The sequence below is a fragment of the Microbacterium sp. NPDC090007 genome, assembly GCF_044748345.1.
In the GTDB taxonomy this organism is placed as follows: domain Bacteria; phylum Actinomycetota; class Actinomycetes; order Actinomycetales; family Microbacteriaceae; genus Microbacterium.
Genome location: NZ_JBIVFV010000001.1, coordinates 606,189 through 623,561 on the forward strand (window position 1 = coordinate 606,189; position 17,373 = coordinate 623,561).

Below are 17,373 nucleotides of genomic sequence, written 5' to 3' on the forward strand. Positions count from 1 at the left end.
ATGAAGGTGATGCTCGTCATGTGGTCCGACGAGACGTACGAGGGCGGCGACGCCGACGAGGACTTCGCCGCCTGGATGCGGTACGAACAATCCCTGCGCGTCGACGGAGTGATTGTCGAGTCGGGCCGGTTCGCCGAGGTCGAGCACTCCCGCGCGGTGGTGACCTCGATCTCACGGATTCCGGATGCCGAGCCCCGGCCGTCGCGGACCCTGTCGGGGTATTACCTGCTCGAGGTCGGCGACCTCGACGCGGCGACGGAGTACGCGCGTCAGGCTCCGCTGTACGGCACGGTCGAGCTGCGCCCGCTCCTCGAGTACTGACCCGGTACGCGAGGCCGCGCCGGGGCGAGTGCACGACCGCCCTGGCGTCGCCGCACCTCGGCCGGCGACGTCGCGACGTGGCGAGGGCGCTCGCGGCGTCCCGCCGGCCGGACGACGTCGGCGGCGACCGGTTGCGCGGCGCGTGCCGACAGGTCAGCTGCTGTCGCCGACTCGATGATCAGGCGACGGAACTCGATCCCTCACGCGGGGACACGGGCCTCAGCCCAGGATCAACGAGATCACCGTGGCGCCGCCGCCGGTCAGCACGAGCGCGCCGATCACGATCCACGCGGTGATCTTGACGCGCTTCTGACGCTTGTCGCTGAACACGGTCATGTCGTCGTCGTCGGTCATCGCGCGTCTCCTCTCGGGGTGCGGGGCGTGAGGGCCCGGGGGCCTCAGGCGGTGGGTTCGGAGATCGTCGGACCGAAGACGGCCGGCAGCGTTTCGGTCGACAGGCGACGCAGCTCCGACAGCGGCACGGTGAACACGTCCTGGATCTCGAGCGTCGCCTCGGCGCCCGGCTCGACGTCGGTCACGCCGATGCGCAGCACCGGGTAGCCGCGGCCGTCGCAGAGCCCGCGGAACTTGACGTCTTCTTCGCGGGGCACGCTGACCAGCACGCGGCCCGTGGATTCACTGAACAGGGCGGCGGTGGCATCCACTCCGTCGCGCTCCATGAGCTCGGTGAGCCAGACGCGCGCGCCGACGCCGAAGCGCAGGACGCCCTCGGCGAGGGTCTGGGCCAGCCCGCCCGACGACAGGTCGTGCGCGCTCGAGACGAGCGACTGCGACCCCGCGGCCTGCAGCAGCTCGGCGAGCTTGCGCTCCTGCGCCAGATCGACCTTCGGCGGGCGTCCGCCGAGGTGGTCGTGGATGGTCCCGGCCCACTGCGAACCGTCGAGCTCGTCGGCGGTGGTGCCCAGCAGGTAGAGGTTCTCACCGGCATCCTGCCAACCGCTCGGGATGCGCGCGGCCACGTCGTCGATGATGCCCAGCACGCCCACCACGGGGGTCGGGTGGATGGGCTGGTCGCCGGTCTGGTTGTAGAACGAGACGTTGCCGCCCGTGACCGGGATGCCGAGCTCGAGGCAGCCGTCGCTCAAACCCTCGACGGCCTGGCTGAACTGCCACATGACCTCGGGGTTCTCGGGGCTGCCGAAGTTGAGGCAGTCGGTGACCGCCGTGGGCACGGCCCCGGTGACAGCCACGTTGCGATAGGCCTCGGCGAGGGCGAGCTTGGCGCCGTTGTAGGGGTCGAGCTGGTTGTAGCGGCCGTTGCAGTCGGTCGCGATCGCGAAGCCGAGACCGGTCTCTTCGTCGACGCGGATCATGCCGGCGTCGTCGGGGAAGCTCAGTGCGGTGTTGCCCAGCACGTAGTAGTCGTACTGGTTGGTGATCCACGAGGTGTCGGCGAGATTGGGGCTGGCGACGAGGGTGGTGAACTGCTCGCGGAGGGAGTCGGCATCCGTCGCCCGTGCCAGCGTCGCAGCGCTATCGTCGTTCAGCGCGTCGATCCAGGTCGGGTAGGCGACCGGGCGCTCGTAGACCGGGCCGTCGACCGCGACGGTCGAGGGGTCGACGTCGACGATGCGCTCGCCGTACCAGTCGATGACGAGGCGGCCGTCGCCGGTGACCTCTCCGAGCACGCTGGTCTCGACGTCCCACTTACCGACCACCGCGAGGAACGCGTCGAGCTTCTCGGGCGCGACGATGGCCATCATGCGCTCCTGGCTCTCGCTCATGAGGATCTCTTCGGGCGTGAGCGACGGGTCGCGCAGCAGGACCTTCGACAACTCGACCTTCATGCCGCTGTCGCCGTTGGCGGCGAGCTCGCTCGTCGCGCACGAGATCCCCGCGGCCCCGAGGTCTTGGATGGCTTCGACGAGGTCGTCCCGGTAGAGCTCGAGGCAGCACTCGATGAGCACCTTCTCGGCGAAGGGGTCGCCCACCTGGACTGCGGGACGCTTGGTGGGTCCGCCGTCGGCGAAGGTGTCGGATGCCAGGATGCTGGCCCCGCCGATGCCGTCGCCGCCCGTGCGGGCGCCGAAGAGCACGACCTTGTTGCCCGCGCCCGTGGCGTTGGCGAGCTTGATGTCCTCGTGGCGCATGACGCCGACCGCGAGCGCGTTGACCAGCGGATTGCCCTGGTAGACGGCGTCGAACACCGTCTCGCCGCCGATGTTCGGCAGGCCCAGGCAATTGCCGTAGAAGGAGATGCCGCTGGTGACGCCGTGCACGACGCGCGGGGTGTCGGGGTGGTCGATCGCGCCGAAACGCAGCTGATCCATGACGGCCACGGGCCGCGCGCCCATCGAGATGATGTCGCGGACGATGCCGCCGACACCGGTGGCCGCACCCTGGAAGGGCTCGATGTAGCTCGGGTGGTTGTGCGACTCGACCTTGAACGTGACGGCCCAGCCGTCGCCCACGTCGACGACGCCGGCGTTCTGGCCCATGCCCACCATGAGGCGGGTCTTCATCTCGTCGCTGACCTTCTGGCCGAACTGGCGCAGGTAGATCTTGCTCGACTTGTAGGAGCAGTGCTCGCTCCACATGACCGAGTACATCGCCAGCTCGCCGCTCGTGGGCCGGCGGCCCAGAATCTCGCGGATCTGGGCGTATTCGTCGCTCTTGAGTCCGAGCGCGCCGTACGGCTGCTCTTTCTCGGGCGTGGCGATCGCGTTGTCGACGGTGTCCGCCGGAGCGGTACGGGCGGCGGGGTTCGAGGTGGTCACGCGGCTGAGCTCCAAGATCGCAGGGGCCGGACGAGTGTCAGTCTAGTTGGGCGCGCCGACATGCCCGGTGGGGCGGCCGTCGCGCGGGACGCGTCCGCGATCCGAGACGACGTCTCGCCGCGTCCGCCGCCACCGTGCGGCGGCACGCCGCACGACATGATGGTCACGGGCGCCGCGACGGGGTCCGCCGAGAGGACGCCCATGCGCATCGTGATCGCTCCCGACAAGTTCAAGGGCACGTTGACCGCGCGGCAGGCGGCGGATGCCATGGCCCTCGCCGTCCGCGACCGGTGGCCGGGGGCTGAGATCGCCATCGTGCCGATGGCCGACGGCGGAGACGGCACGCTCGACGCCCTCGGCGGCGCGAACGTGCACGACGAGGTGACCGGTCCGCTCGGCGCACCCGTGCGGGCCGCCTGGAGACTCGACGGCCGAGCCGCCGTGATCGAGTCGGCCGCGGCATCCGGGCTCGTCCTCGCGGGGGGAGCGACCGCGAACGACCCCTGGGCCGCGACCACCCGCGGCGTCGGCGAGCTCATCGGGCTGGCCCTCGACGCAGGGTCGGTGCGCGTCATCGTCGGCACGGGTGGCGTCGCGGCCACCGACGGGGGTCGCGGCGCGATCGACGCGCTGGGCGATCACGTGCCCTTCTCGGCCGGGCAGGTGACGGTGCTCACCGACACGACCACCACGTTCGTCCGTGCCGCGGAGGTGTTCGGCCCGCAGAAGGGCGCCGACGTGGACCTCGTTGCACGGTTGACCCGACGATTGCGGGCGGATGCCGCCGACTGGACCGCGCGTTTCGGTCGGGACGTCGGCGAAGTCCCCCGGTCGGGGGCCGCAGGCGGGCTCTCGGGGGCGCTTCTCGCCGCCGGTGCCGAGGTCGTGGACGGCGCCGCCTACATCGCACAGGCGCTCGAGCTGGGCGAGGCGCTCACCGAGTCCGATCTGGTCCTCACCGGCGAGGGCGCGTTCGATGCGACGAGCCTCGCGGGCAAGGGTCCGGGGCACGTGCTCACGGTCGCCGCGCGCCACCGGGTGCCGTCGGTCGTCATCGCCGGGGTCGTCGCCGCCGATGCCGTCGGGTCGCGCGTCTTCTCGATGAGCGAGGTCGTCGGGGCCGAGCGCGCGCTCACCGACGCCGCCGACGCGCTGCGCGTCACGACGACCCAGGCCCTCTGGCAGCTCGACCTCTGAGCGGTGACGGACGTCCCGGGAGACGAACCGGCGGGCCCCGACCCGGCGGGGCAGGCCCGGCGTGCGCTCGCGGGTCAACAGAATCGGACAATCGCACCCGAATCGGATGCCACCGCAGAGCTCATCCGATTCTGATGCGATTCTCCGAATCCGGTGCGCGCCCCGACCTCAGGCCGTCTTCGCGATCCGTACGCGGATGTCTTTCATCAGCGGCTGGTCGCTCTGCCGGCTGTAGTCGTCGGGGCCGAGCAGCACGTTCATCTCGGGGAAGTATCCCGCAGCGCTGCCGCGCGGGGTGTCGTACTCGAGAGCGCGGAACGCCGTGATGCTGCGCACCGACCCGTCGCGCGAGGTCGCGACGATGTCGACCAGGTCGCCCTCGGCGATGCCGCGCTCCTTCATGTCGCGCCGGTTCATGAAGACGAGCTCGCGGATGTTGCGCACGCCCCGGTAGCGGTCGTCGGCCGAGTAGATCGTGGTGTTCCACTGGTCGTGCGAGCGCATGGTCTGCAGCACCAGCACGTCGGCTTCTTCGGGGATGACGTTCGGCAGATCGGCGTGCGAGAACTCCGCCTTGCCCGAGGGCGTGCGGAAGTCGCGCTCGCGCGCGGGCTGCGGGATGCGGAAGCCGTACTTCTGGCGTACGAGCTCGTTGAACCCCTCGAACCCGACGAGGGCCTTGGCCATCACGTCGCGGATGCGGTCGTAGTCGCCGACGTACCACTCCCACGGGGTCGCCGACTCGGGCATCACGGCGCGCGCGAGACGGGCGATGATCTCGGGCTCGCTGAGAAGGTGGGGCGACGCGGGCTTGCGGGAGCCGAGCGAGAGCATGACGGAGCTCATGGCATCCTCGGTCGAGATGGACTGGGGGCCGCTCTCTTGCTCGTCACGCTCGGTACGCCCCAGGCACGGCAGGATCAGCGCCTCTTTGCCGTGTGTGAGGTGGCTGCGGTTCAACTTGGTGCTGACGTGGACCGTCAGCTCGCAGCGGCCCATTCCCTCGGCCGTCAGCTTGGTGTCGGGAGCCGCCCGCACGAAGTTGCCTCCCATGCCGAGGAACACCTTGAGGTCGCCGCGGTGAAGGGCCGCGACCGTGTGCACGGTGTCGAGGCCGGGCTCGCGCGGCGACGTGATGCCGCACACCTCGTCGAGCTTGGCGAGCCATTCCTCGGTGGGCTTGTGGTTGATGCCGCAGGTGCGGTTGCCCTGCACGTTGCTGTGCCCGCGGACGGGCGAGGGGCCGGTGCCCTTGCGTCCGACGTTTCCGCGCAGAAGCAGCAGGTTGACGATCTCGCGAACGGTGTCGACGCCGTGCTGGTGCTGGCTCACGCCGAGACACCAGCTGATGACGGTGCGCTCCGCGCCGAGGTAGACGTCGGCGGCGCCGCGGATCTCGGCCTCGGTGAGCCCGGCCTGCTCGACGAGCTCCGACCAGGGCGTCGCCTCGACCATGGCGCGGTACTCGTCGAGTCCCGTCGTGTACCGGTCGAGGAAGTCCTGATCGAGGGCCGTCGGGTCGGTCTCGGATGCCTCGAACACGACCTTCGCCATGCCGCGGACGAGCGCGAGGTCGCCGCCCGGACGCACCTGCAGGTTCATGGTGCTGGTCGGTGTGGAGTTGAACGTCGCCATGTCGAGGATCTCGTGCGGCACGATCGTGCGGGTGCCCGCGACCTCGCGCAGCGGATTGACGTGCACGACCTGCGCGCCGCGGTCGATCGCCTCGGCGAGGCTGGTGAGCATGCGGGGCGCATTGCTGGCCGCGTTGACGCCGAGTACGAAAAGCGCGTCGCACTCCTGCCAGTCCTCGAGGTCGGCCGTGCCCTTGCCGGTGGCGAGGGATGCCGTGAGCCCGCGACCCGAGCCCTCGTGGCACATGTTCGAGCAGTCCGGCAGGTTGTTCGTGCCCAGTTCACGGGCGAACAGCTGGTAGAGGAAGGACGCCTCGTTGCTCAGTCGACCGGAGGTGTAGAACGCGGCCTGATCGGGCGAGTCGAGCGCGGTGAGGTGCCGGGCGATCGTGCGGAAGGCGTCGTTCCACGAGATCGGCACGTAATGGTCGGTCGCGGCGTCGTAGGCCATCGGCCCCACCAGGCGTCCGGCGTCTTCGAGGTCGAAATCGTTCCACTGCGACAGCTCGGTCACCGAGTGCGCGGCGAAGAACTCCTTGCCCACCCGCTTGTGCGTCATCTCCCACGTGACGTGCTTGATGCCGTTCTCGCAGATGTCGAGCGTCACGCCCTTGTCGTCGGGCCACGCGCAGCCGGGGCAGTCGAAGCCGCTCTTGGGCTGGTTCATCGTGAACATGGCCTTCGTGCCGGCCACCGGCTGCCGCTGCTCGAGCAGCACCTTGCCGACCGTCGCCGCCGCGCCCCAGCCGGCGGCGGGGTGTTCGTATGCACCCGTGCTCGACCACTCTCCGGTCGAGGTCGGCCCGAGGCCGCCCTGCCGAGGCTTCTCGGTCATCAGCCCGAACGATTCACCCATGTTGCCCTCCGTGGAATGCGGCGCCGAGTCGGTGGCATCCGCACACCGTGAGCGCTGACGTCAGCGTACGCTCGCCATCTCGTCCGTCACGGGGGTTGTGGACGGGGCGACGATGCGATCCGCGCGAGTGTAGAGGTTCATGCTCGAGCCCCGGACGAAGGCCGCGAGGGTGAGCCCCGCGCGTTCGGCCAGCTCGATCGCGAGCGATGACGGGGCCGAGACGGCCGAGAGCATGGGGATGCCGGCCATCACCGCCTTCTGGACCAGCTCGAAGCTCACGCGCCCCGACACCTGCAGCACGGTCCCCCGCAGCGGCAGGCGGTCGTTCAGCACGGCCCACCCGACGACCTTGTCGACCGCGTTGTGGCGGCCGACGTCCTCTCGCGCGACGAGCAGCTCGCCCGAGGCGACGTCGAAGAGCGCCGCACCGTGCAGGCCCCCGGTCTTGTCGAACGTCTTCTGCTGTTCGCGCAGGCGACCGGGGAACGCGGCGACGTCGTGCGCCGACACCGAGAGGGGGTCGGCGGCGACGTCGTACGACGACACCTTCTCGACCGCCTCGATCGAGGCGGTCCCGCACACGCCGCACGAACTGGTCGTGTAGAACGAACGCGCGATGTCGGGAGAGGGTAGCGCCACCCCCGGCGCCAGGGTGAGGTCGAGCACGTTGTAGGTGTTGCCGTCCGCGCCGCCCGTGCCCGGGCCTCCGCAGTGGATGGCGCGCGCGAACTGCTCGCCGCGGCTGATCACGCCCTCGGACACCAGGAAGCCGGCGGCGAGCTCGACGTCGTGCCCGGGGGTGCGCATGGTGACGGCGAGCGGAGACCCCGCGACGCGGATCTCGAGCGGTTCTTCCACGGCCACGGCATCCGGTCTCTGCCTGTTCGCGCCCTCGAGGGTGATCCGGGTGACCCGACGCGAGGCGGTGAGGCGGCCCACGTCAGGCCCGCGTCGTCGAAGAGAGGGGGGACATGGGTCGAGCGTACGCCCGGCCCGCGCGTATCGGATCGGCCCGGGGCCGACGACCCCGGGCCGATCGCGTGGCGTGGCGATCAGGCCGTGACCGTGCGGCGACCGAGCGCGCGCACGACCAGACCCGCCACGACCGCACCGGCGAGCGGGGCGAGGATGAACACCCACAGCTGGCTCAGCGGCAGGGCTCCGCCGTAGACGGCGGTCGCGATGGAGCGGGCCGGGTTCACGCTGGTATTGCTGATCGGGATGCTGACGAGGTGGATCAGCGTCAGGGTCAGGCCGATGCCGATCGGCGCGAACGCCTGGTACTCGGCCTTGGCGGTGACCGACAGGATCACGGCGATGAAGATGCCGGTCAGCACGGCCTCGGTCACGAAGACGGCGGCCAGGCCGTAGCCGCCGGGGCTGCCCGCGCCGAAGCCGTTCGAGGCGAAGCCCGCCTGCTGCGCGGTGGAGAAGCCGTCGGGGCGTCCGGCCAGGACGAGGGCGATCACGCTCGTGGCCAGGATGCCGCCGACCAGCTGCGCCAGGATGTAGCCGGGCACGTGACGGGCGTCGGTGCGGCCCGCGGAGAGCAGGCCGAGCGTGACGGCCGGGTTGAAGTGGCCGCCGCTGATGTGGCCGACCGCGGCGATGCCCGCGACCAGCGTCAGGCCGAACGCCAGCGAGACGCCGAGGAAGCCGACGCCCGCCTGGTTGTCGTCGCCGCTGGGGAAACTGGCCGCGAACAGCGCTGTGCCCACGCCACCCAGCACCAGCAGGAACGTCCCGAACAGTTCCGCGGCGTACCGGGCCGGTGATGACCAGGCTGTCGCCTTCTGCCGCTGCTGCTCCGAGGTGGAGTCCGCGATGGCGACCGGCTCTTTGCGTTTCTTGTCCTTCTTGCCCATGATGCTCCGTCCTGTCTGTTCCCACGGGGGTGTCGAGGGGATGACGTCGCGAGCAGGGCGAGTGTCACACCGGATCCGACCCGACGCGGCTGCAACGCCTCGATCGTGACGGATCGGGATGGTGCGGTGCGGGCCTTGACCGCCGCGGCATCCTGCGGATAAGACCCTGATCAAAATGCGTGTGGAAACACATCCGCCAAACATTTTTAATCCCGGCGTGACGATTGCCGAGACCGGTACGTCTTAGTCATGTAGGCCGAAGCGCCCACCCCGGAGCAACCGGGTCCCCGACACTCGAAAGGCACCGACATGGCTGAGAACGCCCCCACCACTCCCGCTGCGCAGAACGTCCCCCAGGCGGCGTCGCGCGTGAACCGTCCCCTCGGCGCCCGCGGCCAGGAGGCCCACACCGAGGGCAAGACCACGATCGCCGACGGCGTCGTCGCCAAGGTCGCCGGTATCGCGGCCCGCGAGGTCAACGGCGTCTACGCGCTCGGTGGCGGCGGAGCCCGTGCCCTCGGCGCCATCCGCGACGCCATCAACGCCACCGACCTGACGCAGGGCGTCAAGGTCGAGGTCGGCGAGAGCCAGGCCGCTGCCGACATCACCATCGTCGTCGAGTACGGCGCTCCGATCCAGGAGGTCGCCGACCAGGTCCGTGGCCGCGTCGCCGGTGCGATCAGCCGCCTCGTGGGTCTCGAGGTCGTCGAGGTGAACGTGGACGTCAACGACGTGCACATCCCCGGCGACGACGACAACAACACCGGCGACGACGAGAAGCGCGTCCGTTGAGCGCCACGACGAAGGGCGCCCTGGTCGGGCTCGTCCTGGCCCTCAGCGCCCTGATCTTCGGTTTCTGGGGCTTCATCCTGGTCGCCTTGTTCATGGCGATCGGTGTGGTCGTCGCGCGCATCACCTCGGGTGAGCTCGACTTCCGCAACATCATCAACGCCTTCTCGGGGCGGAGCACATCGTGACCACCGTCACCGCTTCGCCCGGGGTCGGCAACCGCACCGCGGTTGCCGACCCCGGCTTGCCCGCCGGCCACGTGAACATCGCCAACCGCGTGCTGCAGAAGACGGCCGAGCGGGCCGCCGCCGAGATCATCGGGGTGGATGCCAAGGGCGTCCACGTCGAGATCGTCTCGGCCCGCGACACCGCCGCCGTGCGCGTGTCGACGCCGTTCCCGGTGCCGCGCCTCGATGACACCGAGGCCGTGCGCGCCGCCACCCCCGTGCTCGAGGCGGCCACCGCCGCCCAGGGCGAGCTGCGCTCGCGCCTGACGCACCTGTTCGGCCGCGAGATCTCGCGCGTCGACCTGACCATCTCGGGCGCCACCGTTCCCCAACGAAAGCGAGTGCTGTGATGACGGACACCGTGCTCCGCACCGTCGTGCGTCGCGAGACGCACTCCCCGCGCACCGCCGCCATGCTCGTCGTGGTCGTGCTGCTGCTGCTCGCGCTCGCGTACGCCGCGGTCGAGATCATCCTCAACCTCACCGGAGCCCAGCCCCTGCTGGTCGCGCCCGGTGCGGCATTGAACGCGGTCGTGGCCGCGCCGACCGCGCTCATGCCGGTCGCCTTCATCGTCGGCGGCGTCGTGCTGGCCCTGCTCGGTCTCATCGTGCTCGTGCTCGCGCTCAAGCCCGGCCGCCTCTCGCGCCACGAGATGGCATGGGGTGAGCGTGCCGTCGTCGTCGACAACGGCGTGATCGCCTCGGCTCTGGCGCAGCACCTCAGCAACGAGTCCGGCATCTCGCGTGACGACATCGTCGTGGGCGTCGCCCACCGTTCGGCCGACGTCACCGTGCGGCCCCCGGTCGGCATCCCGGTCGACGAGGCGCAGCTGCGCCGCATCGTCGACGAAGAGGTCTCGGCCTACAAGCTCACGCCCGCCGTGCGCACCCGCCTGCGGGTGCAGCGACCCGACACCAAGGAGTCCCGATGAATGCGACGCGTCGCGGTCTGAACCGCTTCCTGCTCTTCCTGGTCGCCGTGGTGCTGCTGGGTATGGGCGCGCTCGCGCTCGCCGTCGGGCTGCTGCCCGGCGGAACCGACACCTGGACCTCGGTCATGGGTGGATTCCAGGGGTGGCTCGAGGGTCTGGGCCGTGACTCGGCCGGGTGGGGTGCCGTCGCCGCCTTCGTGGTCCTCGCGATCGTCCTCGTCGTCATCGCGGCATCCGCCGTCCGCGGTCGCCGTCAGGCGCCGCTGCAGTCCACCGGCAGCGCGAACGACGCCGGGCGCATCACCGTGACCGACGATTTCGCGTCGGAGGCGCTGAAGAACGCCCTGGGCGAGCGTGACGAGATCCTGTCTTCGCGCATCAGCGCCGGTGAGATCAAGAACGAGTCGGTGCTGCACGTCGCGGTCACCCCGCGGCAGAACACCTCGCCCCGACAGGTGGCCGAACACGTCGACACTCTCGTGACCAACCTGGCCGCGCTCACGGGTCAGAACGTGCGCGCCTACATCTCGATCCACTCGGGCCTGCGCGCCAAGCTCGCACGCGACAACACCCGCGTGCAGTGACATCTGACGAGGAGACCTCATGACCACCATCGATCCGACCATCGATCCGCCCGACCTCGACGCCGCCGCGGGCCTCGCGGCGACCGCCGCGAGCTCGGTTGCGGGAGTGCACGCACTGGGGAGCCTTCTCGGCCGCGCCTCCGACGCCGTCCGTGAGCGCGTCGGGTTGGCCAGCACCGTTCCGGGCGTCAAGATCGACACCGATCGCGCCGACTCGGTCACCGCGACCATCTCCCTGGTCGTCGACTACCCGCACAAGCTGCACGAGGTGTCCGACGCGGTGCGCCGCGCCGTGCGCGACGCCCTGCAGCCCCTCGGCCGCGGCCGCGTGGACGTCGACGTCGTGGTCACGGGCGTGTTCGGCCCGTTCGACCGCGACCCGGTCGACGAGGCGGAGGAGAAGGTGGATGCCGCGACCGCGGCCGTCGGCGAGAAGGCGGCCGAGGCGAAGGCCGCCGTCCGTGCCAGGGCCGATCAGGCCGGTACCGCGATCCGCGAGAAGACTGAGGCCGCCGGCGGCGTCGTTCGCGAGAAGCGTGATGCGGCGGGTGCGGTGATCCGCGAGAAGGCGGATGACGCGGCCAAGGCTTTCGCCGAGGCCCAGGATGCCATGGCCGCGGGCGCCGCCTCCGCGGCGGCCGCCGTGGCCGAGGCCGCCGACACGGTGCGTGCCGGCACGGCGCGGGCGGACGCCCCGGTCGCGGCCGATGCTCCGGTGGCGTCGACGGACGCCGCCCGCGACGACGAGGACGTGCGCGACGTCGTCGCCGCCGCCCTCGAGGACGCCGCGGTGGACATCGCGATCGCCGCCGACGACGTGCGAGACGACGACAAGACCCCGGCCACCGACGAGGTGCAGGCCGTCGTCGAGGACGATCGTCCCCGCTCCTGACCTCGCGAGGCGAAAGGGCGCTCCGGCTTCGGCCGGGGCGCCCTTCGTCGTTCACGCGGGGCGGGATTGCACCGGGCGCGAGCCGGCCGCGGTCTCCCTCCGCCGCGCCCGCGGCGCCAAACCGACCGGTCAGGCGTCCAGCGCGCGCAAATACCGCCGCGTCATCCACGCCTGCACGAGCCGGCCCAGCGGAGCGCCGACGCGCGTGAACCAGCGGCCCGGGGCCGAGAACGCGGCGATGTCGAACACCACCTCGCCGGTCGGCTGCAGCGTCAGGGTGAAGCGTTCCTCGCCGCGCTCGGGGTGACCGGGAAGCGTGCCGTAGGCGAAGCCCGCGACGGTGTCGGTGCGCTCGGCCCAGACGACCAGACACGGGATGCGGAAGACCCCCAGCCGCATCGTCACGCGCGTGCCGGTGCGCATCGGCGTCTCGCTCAGCGTCACGCGCGCCCCGGCACGGCGTTGGGCCTCACCGGCGAGCAGGGCGTCGGCCGCGCGCTCGAAATCCGCGCGGCCGTGACCCACGACGCGGCCCGCGCGCACGTGGTGGTAGCCCCGGGGCATCTCGCCGGCCGTCGCGCCGACCTCGGTGTAGGTCAAGCCGTCCATGCCGCCACCGTAGTGAGCGCCCCGCCGCCGACCGCACGGCTTGCGCCCACGCCTACGCTGAGACCATGCCCCCTTTCCCCGACGGATCGCGCGCGTGATCGACGTCGCCGCGCACCTCGCCGCCGTCCTCGACGCGGTGCGTCCGTTGGATGCCGAGTCGCGCGACGTGGCCGCGGCCCGCGGGCGGGTGCTGCGGCATCCCGTGCATGCCGCCGTGGACGTGCCGGCGTTCGACTCCTCGGCGATGGACGGCTTCGCCGTGCGCGACCTTCGGGCGCCGGCCACTCTGCGGGTGATCGCGGACCTGCCCGCCGGAACCGAACGGGATCCGCGGATGGATGCCGCCGTGGCCGCCCGCATCATGACGGGGGCGCCGGTGCCGACCGACGCCACGGCCGTCGTGCCGTTCGAAGACACCGCCCGCGGCCTCGCCGGCGGCCTCGATCCGGTCGACGTCGTCGTCGCCCCGCGCGGGCCGGGGGCGCACATCCGTCGCCGAGGATCCGACGTCCGCGCGGGCGACCTGGTCGTCGACGCCGGCGTGCGCTTGAACGCGGCGCGGATCGGCGCGATCGCGGCATCCGGAGTCAGCACCGTCGAGGTGTCGCGGGCGGTCCGTGTCGCGGTCGTCTCGACCGGGTCTGAGCTGGTCCGCCCGGGCGCGCCGATGCGGCGAGGGCAGATCCCGGAGTCCAACAGCGTGCTGCTCGCCGGGCTGGCCGAAGAGGCCGGGGCCGACGTGGTGCTGCGCACGAGCGTCGGCGACGAGGGCGAGGGCCCGCGCGCGGCGATCGCGGAGGCCGAGGCCGCCGGAGCCGACGTGGTCGTGTTCTCGGGCGGTGTCAGCGCGGGCGCGTACGAGGTGGTCAAGAACACCCTCGGTGACCTCATGCGTTTCGAGCGCGTGCGCATGCAGCCGGGCAAGCCGCAGGGCTTCGGACGCACGGCGGCGGGGACGCTGCTGTTCGGCCTGCCGGGCAATCCCGTCAGCGCCGCGGTGTCGTTCGAACTGTTTGTCCGTCCCGCCCTGCGCGCCCTCGAGGGAGACGTCGAACTCGCGCGCTCCCAGGTGCGCGTCGCGCTCGCCGGGGGCTGGCGCGCGCGACCGGGCCGGACGCAATACGTGCCCGTGTCGCTGGACCGGTCCGACCCCGAGAGGTGGCGGGCGACGCCGACCCCGCGGGGAACGAGAGGTTTCGGCGAGGCCGAGGGTCTCGCCGTCATCCCCTCGCGCGAGGACGACCTGCCACCCGATGCCCTCGTGACGGTCGCCCTGTGGTGACCGTCGACGCGATCCTGCTCGCCGGCGGACGCGGCAGCCGCGTCGGCGGGGCCGCCAAACCCCTGTTCGAGGTGGGCGGGGCGACGCTGCTGTCCGCCGCCGTCACCGCGGTCCGCCGGGCGGGAGCGCGACGCGTCGTCGTCGTGGCCCCGGTGCTCGACGAGGCGCTCGACGTGACGTGGGTGCGCGAGGACCCTCCCTACGGCGGACCGGTCGCGGCCATCGTCGCCGCCCTCCGAGAAGTGGATGCCGACGACCTCTACGTCCTGGCGTGCGACACCGTCGCGCCCGCCGATGTGATGTCGCGGCTCGCCGCGCCGCTGGCCCCCGGCGTCGACGGGGTGTGCCTCGACGACGGGCGCCGGCAATGGCTCATGGGCCGGTACCGGGCCGCGGCGGTGCGGGAGGTGGCATCCGCGCTTCCGGCCGCGGGGCGCGACGCGTCGATGCGCGCGCTGCTGGGCGGGCTCGCGATCGCCTCGATCGCCGTGGATGCCGACCTGACCCGCGACGTCGATACGTGGGACGATCTGCGAGAGGCCCGAGGAGGAGCCATGACCGAATCCCGTACCCTGCCCCCCGAGGCGCTCGACGACTGGAGCGCGGCGCTCGCCGAGCGCTTCGGCCTGACCCGCGGAGACATCCCGGTGTCGCTGATCCTCGACCTCGCCCGCGACGTCGCCAACGGCGTCGCCCGTCCCGCGGCGCCCCTCAGCGCGTTCGTCGCGGGTCTGGTGGCGGGCCGCGCCGGCGGGTCGCCCGCCGACACCGAGAAGGCCGTCGCCGCGGTCGTCGAGATGGCCCGCGACTGGGAGAACCGCTGACGCCCCGTGCCTGAGTGGCTGATCGTCGTGCTCGGGCTCGTCGCCGGGCTGGTCGTGCTGTGGCTCGCCCTCGTCGTCGTGCGGTGGGTGCCGCAGCGGCGGTCCGGTGGCTCCGTCGACCGGCGTGCCGTGCTGCGACTCGCGCCGACGTCGTGCGGCTCGTCCGTCGCCTGGTCGCCGACCCTTCGGTAACCCGCGCGACGCGGTGGTGGCTCGGCGAACTCTGGTGCGATGGCGGCTAGGCGCGAGTCGTTGGTCCAGAGGCGCGAGCACCCCGCAAGCTGCGCGACGGCGAGGTGAAGGGCGTCCGATGTCCGCAAGGTCGGGTTTCTCGCTCGCAGGCGCGCCGCCCCGAGGTACGCGTCGGGCTCGACCGGAAGCATCTCGAATCGGCGGAAGGTGCTCCACATGCGCATTTGCGCTTCTGCGTGTCTTCCGCGCATCGGTCCGACCATGGCTTCGAGCATGACGAGAGGGCTCGCGGCCAGCGGTGAGTCCGTCTCGGCGAGCACCCGGCGCGCCCGGTCACCGAGGTCGTCGTCGCGCTCGACCGCGTAGATCACCAAGCGGCTGTCGACATAGATCACCCTCCCGCGATCCGGTTCTCGGCGATGATGCGATCGATTTCTTCGATGGGGCGGGCCGATTCGGGCGTCAGCGGATTCTCGCGCAGCCACGCCGCGAAGGCGTTCCGAGAAGGTTCAGTCGCGGCGAAAGGAACGATTCGTGCCACGGGAACTCCCCGTCTCGCGAGGGTGACCTCCGTCCCCGACTCGGCGTCGGCGATCAGCCGCGAGAGGTTGTTCCGGGCCTCCAAGACGTTGTACATCATGGCGGGAACCTAGCCAGGCGCCTGGCTAAATCCGCGGCATCCTCCTACTTGTTCGCCCCTCGGGTGCAGCCTGTTCGCCCGGTCCGCCTGCAGCGCCGACGGGACCCACCCGGCCGCGCTATTCGAAGAGCCCGGACAGCACGATCGTGCGTGCGCGGGGGTCCAGGGCGACGGTCGCGCTGTGTCCGTCCGTTGAGAAGAGCTCGTCCAGCGCGGGACTGCCCTCGAAGGGTCCGGCCGGCAATTCGTCTTGCATCCCCGACACCATCTCGGGGATCTTCACCGAGTCGAGCTCCCCCGTTGCTCGCAATGTCTCGACCTCGGATTGCGGGATGACCGCCACGACGTCCACCCAGTACGTCGTCGGCCCGATGTCGGACGTCCCGGTCGTGCCCCCCATCCAGGTGATCGACTCGGCCGACGCGAGCTGGGGGTAGCGCTCGGCGATGGGCGCGAGGTCGGTGCGAAGTGTGCCGTCGCCCTGCTTCTCGGCTCGTCCATTCGTCATCTCGTTCCCCCTGGGTTCGTGTGGCGTGGGCGCGCAGCCCGCTGCGCTCGCGATTGCGACCACAAGAAAAACGATGCCGAAATATCGACGCAACATCACGGCCCCACGTACTCCCCGCGCGGGCGCAGCCGCATCGCGGGCTCCGCGTACTCCGCCCCGATGTGGGCGATCCATCCGGCGATGCGGCCCAGCACGAAGATCGTGCTCGCGGCGTCGTCGGGCAGACGCGCGCCCGACACCAGTGCGGCGAGGGCGAGGTCGATGTTGGGCTGCAGGCGGGCGCGATCCACAACGATCGCGCGCAGTCGGGCCACGGCATCCATCGTCCCCTCCCCGTCCGGAAGCGCCCCGAGCAGGGGGAACAGCGCGTCGGCGCGGTCGTCGATGTCGCGGTAGAGGGGGTGACCGAAGCCCGGGATGCCGTTTCCGTCCTGCAGCGCCTCGGTCAACGCCCGTTCGGGGTCCATGCCGCGACGCACCCGCGTGAGCAGTCGTGCGGTGCGGGTGGCGGCCGAGATGTGCAGCGGCGAGTCGGCCGCGCCGAGGGCGGCGCCGACGGCGGCGTAGGCGTCGGCGCGAGCCGAAGCGGCGACCCGCGCGGCGAAGGTCGACACGGCCAGGTCGTGGTCGATCAACAGCACGAGCGCGGCGTTGACGGCATGGACCACCGTGTTGCTCGCGGCTCCTCCCCAGGCACTCACGAGCGAGTGAGCGACGTCGGGGTGCGGATCGCCGCCGAGGGCGACCGGCAGCCCGGTCAGCAGCGTCCACCCGATGCGATGCAGTGTCGCGGCGCTCGTGTCGTGGCGCAGCGGGTCGTCGGCGGCGAAGCCGGTGAGCGCGGCGCGCAGGCGGTCCATGGCCCCGGCGTGCACCGGCAGGGCGTCGACCACGGCGCGGGCGCTGCCGATCGCGGTGTCGGGGGCGTCGAGGCGCTCGGCATCCCACAACCACGCGACGACCTCGGCGAACGGGCGGTCGATCAGGTCGCGCGCGCGGCGCCCGCGGTAGAGCAGCTCGTCATCCTCGATGTCGGCGACATCGGTCTGCACGACGCCGAGGGGCATGCCGACGGTGGGGTGCGCCGGCGTCCGAGCGGCTGAGCGTCGCCGGCCCGACGCGAAGGCCTCGACCTCGAGCGCGTCGAACGTCGAGCCGTACGCGTCGCGCTCGCGGTGCAGCAGTCCGCGCGAGACGTACGCGTAGACCGTCTCGGGTTTCACGCCGAGTCGGGCGGCGGTCTGCGCGGCCGAGAGGCGGGGGAGGGGTGCGCTCATCTTGATC

General features: G+C 71.5%; 20 protein-coding genes and 1 pseudogene. 11 read left to right on the forward strand and 10 right to left on the reverse strand.

Annotated elements, in window-relative coordinates:
- Positions 1 to 321 (forward strand): YciI family protein, encoded by a 321-nt coding sequence (locus ACIPVB_RS02810; protein WP_400366778.1) that lies wholly within the window; start codon positions 1 to 3, stop codon positions 319 to 321.
- Between the two features lie 219 nt (positions 322 to 540).
- Here ACIPVB_RS02810 and ACIPVB_RS02815 read toward each other — a convergent pair whose 3' ends face one another.
- The gene (locus ACIPVB_RS02815; RefSeq protein ID WP_276606268.1) at positions 541 to 675 is read right to left on the reverse strand and encodes a hypothetical protein; all 135 of its coding nucleotides are present in this window, start codon (positions 673 to 675) and stop codon (positions 541 to 543) included.
- A gap of 44 nt (positions 676 to 719) precedes the next feature.
- On the reverse strand, positions 720 to 3,059 hold the full coding sequence (purL, locus tag ACIPVB_RS02820) for a phosphoribosylformylglycinamidine synthase subunit PurL (RefSeq protein WP_400366780.1): 2,340 nt from the start codon (positions 3,057 to 3,059) through the stop codon (positions 720 to 722).
- Positions 3,060 to 3,260: 201 nt separating this feature from the next.
- Here purL and ACIPVB_RS02825 point away from each other — a divergent pair, with 201 nt between their 5' ends.
- On the forward strand, positions 3,261 to 4,256 hold the full coding sequence (locus ACIPVB_RS02825) for a glycerate kinase (RefSeq protein WP_400366782.1): 996 nt from the start codon (positions 3,261 to 3,263) through the stop codon (positions 4,254 to 4,256).
- Between the two features lie 168 nt (positions 4,257 to 4,424).
- Here the strand turns inward: ACIPVB_RS02825 and ACIPVB_RS02830 are convergent, their stop codons facing one another.
- The 3 genes from ACIPVB_RS02830 to aqpZ all read right to left on the reverse strand — a co-directional run bounded on the left by ACIPVB_RS02830 (position 4,425) and on the right by aqpZ (position 8,611).
- Entirely contained in the window at positions 4,425 to 6,746 is a 2,322-nt protein-coding gene (locus ACIPVB_RS02830; protein WP_400366784.1) for an FdhF/YdeP family oxidoreductase, read from the reverse strand.
- Positions 6,747 to 6,806: 60 nt separating this feature from the next.
- Positions 6,807 to 7,685: a formate dehydrogenase accessory sulfurtransferase FdhD gene (gene fdhD, locus ACIPVB_RS02835; protein WP_400366786.1), complete on the reverse strand. Its 879-nt coding sequence runs from the start codon at positions 7,683 to 7,685 to the stop codon at positions 6,807 to 6,809.
- Positions 7,686 to 7,798: 113 nt separating this feature from the next.
- Positions 7,799 to 8,611 (reverse strand): aquaporin Z, encoded by an 813-nt coding sequence (gene aqpZ, locus ACIPVB_RS02840; RefSeq protein ID WP_400366788.1) that lies wholly within the window; start codon positions 8,609 to 8,611, stop codon positions 7,799 to 7,801.
- Positions 8,612 to 8,920: 309 nt separating this feature from the next.
- Between aqpZ and ACIPVB_RS02845 the strand changes: the two genes are divergently transcribed.
- The 6 genes from ACIPVB_RS02845 to ACIPVB_RS02870 are packed head-to-tail and all read left to right on the forward strand — an operon-like array spanning position 8,921 to position 12,034.
- A complete protein-coding gene (locus tag ACIPVB_RS02845) occupies positions 8,921 to 9,403 on the forward strand; it encodes an Asp23/Gls24 family envelope stress response protein (RefSeq protein ID WP_400366790.1) in 483 nt (160 codons plus the stop codon).
- Positions 9,400 to 9,588: a DUF2273 domain-containing protein gene (locus tag ACIPVB_RS02850; protein ID WP_400366792.1), complete on the forward strand. Its 189-nt coding sequence runs from the start codon at positions 9,400 to 9,402 to the stop codon at positions 9,586 to 9,588. The genes ACIPVB_RS02845 and ACIPVB_RS02850 overlap by 4 nt, the downstream gene beginning before the upstream one ends.
- On the forward strand, positions 9,585 to 9,977 hold the full coding sequence (locus ACIPVB_RS02855; protein WP_400366793.1) for a hypothetical protein: 393 nt from the start codon (positions 9,585 to 9,587) through the stop codon (positions 9,975 to 9,977). Before ACIPVB_RS02850 ends, ACIPVB_RS02855 begins: the two co-directional genes overlap by 4 nt.
- Complete coding sequence (locus ACIPVB_RS02860; protein WP_400366795.1) at positions 9,977 to 10,558, forward strand: DNA/RNA endonuclease G; 582 nt, start codon at positions 9,977 to 9,979, stop codon at positions 10,556 to 10,558. Before ACIPVB_RS02855 ends, ACIPVB_RS02860 begins: the two co-directional genes overlap by 1 nt.
- Complete coding sequence (locus ACIPVB_RS02865; protein WP_400366797.1) at positions 10,555 to 11,142, forward strand: hypothetical protein; 588 nt, start codon at positions 10,555 to 10,557, stop codon at positions 11,140 to 11,142. The genes ACIPVB_RS02860 and ACIPVB_RS02865 overlap by 4 nt, the downstream gene beginning before the upstream one ends.
- Before the next feature lie 19 nt (positions 11,143 to 11,161).
- A complete protein-coding gene (locus ACIPVB_RS02870) occupies positions 11,162 to 12,034 on the forward strand; it encodes an Asp23/Gls24 family envelope stress response protein (protein ID WP_400366799.1) in 873 nt (290 codons plus the stop codon).
- Positions 12,035 to 12,163: 129 nt separating this feature from the next.
- On the opposite strand, the gene ACIPVB_RS02875 is transcribed toward ACIPVB_RS02870, so the two are convergent.
- On the reverse strand, positions 12,164 to 12,643 hold the full coding sequence (locus ACIPVB_RS02875) for a DUF1990 family protein (protein ID WP_400366800.1): 480 nt from the start codon (positions 12,641 to 12,643) through the stop codon (positions 12,164 to 12,166).
- A gap of 94 nt (positions 12,644 to 12,737) precedes the next feature.
- On the opposite strand from ACIPVB_RS02875, the gene glp reads away from it, so the two are divergent.
- The 3 genes from glp to ACIPVB_RS02890 are packed head-to-tail and all read left to right on the forward strand — an operon-like array spanning position 12,738 to position 14,941.
- Positions 12,738 to 13,925: a gephyrin-like molybdotransferase Glp gene (gene glp, locus ACIPVB_RS02880; RefSeq protein ID WP_400366802.1), complete on the forward strand. Its 1,188-nt coding sequence runs from the start codon at positions 12,738 to 12,740 to the stop codon at positions 13,923 to 13,925.
- Positions 13,919 to 14,749: an NTP transferase domain-containing protein gene (locus tag ACIPVB_RS02885; RefSeq protein WP_400366804.1), complete on the forward strand. Its 831-nt coding sequence runs from the start codon at positions 13,919 to 13,921 to the stop codon at positions 14,747 to 14,749. Before glp ends, ACIPVB_RS02885 begins: the two co-directional genes overlap by 7 nt.
- Positions 14,750 to 14,755: 6 nt before the next feature.
- Positions 14,756 to 14,941 (forward strand): hypothetical protein, encoded by a 186-nt coding sequence (locus ACIPVB_RS02890; protein ID WP_400366806.1) that lies wholly within the window; start codon positions 14,756 to 14,758, stop codon positions 14,939 to 14,941.
- 47 nt (positions 14,942 to 14,988) lie between these two features.
- On the opposite strand, the pseudogene ACIPVB_RS02895 reads toward ACIPVB_RS02890, so the two are convergent.
- The 4 genes and pseudogenes from ACIPVB_RS02895 to ACIPVB_RS02910 form a co-directional block, all read right to left on the reverse strand.
- A pseudogene (locus ACIPVB_RS02895) lies at positions 14,989 to 15,426 on the reverse strand (type II toxin-antitoxin system VapC family toxin); the annotation flags it as partial.
- Positions 15,333 to 15,581, reverse strand: coding sequence for a type II toxin-antitoxin system Phd/YefM family antitoxin (locus ACIPVB_RS02900; RefSeq protein WP_108320821.1), 249 nt, complete (start codon positions 15,579 to 15,581; stop codon positions 15,333 to 15,335). The gene ACIPVB_RS02900 and the pseudogene ACIPVB_RS02895, both read right to left, overlap by 94 nt.
- A gap of 118 nt (positions 15,582 to 15,699) precedes the next feature.
- Positions 15,700 to 16,089: a hypothetical protein gene (locus ACIPVB_RS02905; protein ID WP_400366807.1), complete on the reverse strand. Its 390-nt coding sequence runs from the start codon at positions 16,087 to 16,089 to the stop codon at positions 15,700 to 15,702.
- A gap of 95 nt (positions 16,090 to 16,184) precedes the next feature.
- On the reverse strand, positions 16,185 to 17,366 hold the full coding sequence (locus ACIPVB_RS02910; protein ID WP_400366809.1) for a citrate/2-methylcitrate synthase: 1,182 nt from the start codon (positions 17,364 to 17,366) through the stop codon (positions 16,185 to 16,187).
- Positions 17,367 to 17,373 lie beyond the last annotated feature (7 nt).

Excerpts from the sequence above, each read along its gene's own strand:
- ACIPVB_RS02860 (WP_400366795.1), top strand. The coding sequence starts at position 9,977 with ATGACGGACACCGTGCTCCGCACCGTCGTGCGTCGCGAGACGCACTCC.
- ACIPVB_RS02870 (WP_400366799.1), top strand. The coding sequence starts at position 11,162 with ATGACCACCATCGATCCGACCATCGATCCGCCCGACCTCGACGCCGCC.
- ACIPVB_RS02815 (WP_276606268.1), bottom strand. The coding sequence starts at position 675 with ATGACCGACGACGACGACATGACCGTGTTCAGCGACAAGCGTCAGAAG.
- ACIPVB_RS02875 (WP_400366800.1), bottom strand. The coding sequence starts at position 12,643 with ATGGACGGCTTGACCTACACCGAGGTCGGCGCGACGGCCGGCGAGATG.
- ACIPVB_RS02825 (WP_400366782.1), top strand. The coding sequence starts at position 3,261 with ATGCGCATCGTGATCGCTCCCGACAAGTTCAAGGGCACGTTGACCGCG.
- ACIPVB_RS02900 (WP_108320821.1), bottom strand. The coding sequence starts at position 15,581 with ATGATGTACAACGTCTTGGAGGCCCGGAACAACCTCTCGCGGCTGATC.
- aqpZ (WP_400366788.1), bottom strand. The coding sequence starts at position 8,611 with ATGGGCAAGAAGGACAAGAAACGCAAAGAGCCGGTCGCCATCGCGGAC.
- ACIPVB_RS02810 (WP_400366778.1), top strand. The coding sequence starts at position 1 with ATGAAGGTGATGCTCGTCATGTGGTCCGACGAGACGTACGAGGGCGGC.
- ACIPVB_RS02830 (WP_400366784.1), bottom strand. The coding sequence starts at position 6,746 with ATGGGTGAATCGTTCGGGCTGATGACCGAGAAGCCTCGGCAGGGCGGC.
- ACIPVB_RS02905 (WP_400366807.1), bottom strand. The coding sequence starts at position 16,089 with ATGACGAATGGACGAGCCGAGAAGCAGGGCGACGGCACACTTCGCACC.
- ACIPVB_RS02865 (WP_400366797.1), top strand. The coding sequence starts at position 10,555 with ATGAATGCGACGCGTCGCGGTCTGAACCGCTTCCTGCTCTTCCTGGTC.
- ACIPVB_RS02845 (WP_400366790.1), top strand. The coding sequence starts at position 8,921 with ATGGCTGAGAACGCCCCCACCACTCCCGCTGCGCAGAACGTCCCCCAG.
- ACIPVB_RS02910 (WP_400366809.1), bottom strand. The coding sequence starts at position 17,366 with ATGAGCGCACCCCTCCCCCGCCTCTCGGCCGCGCAGACCGCCGCCCGA.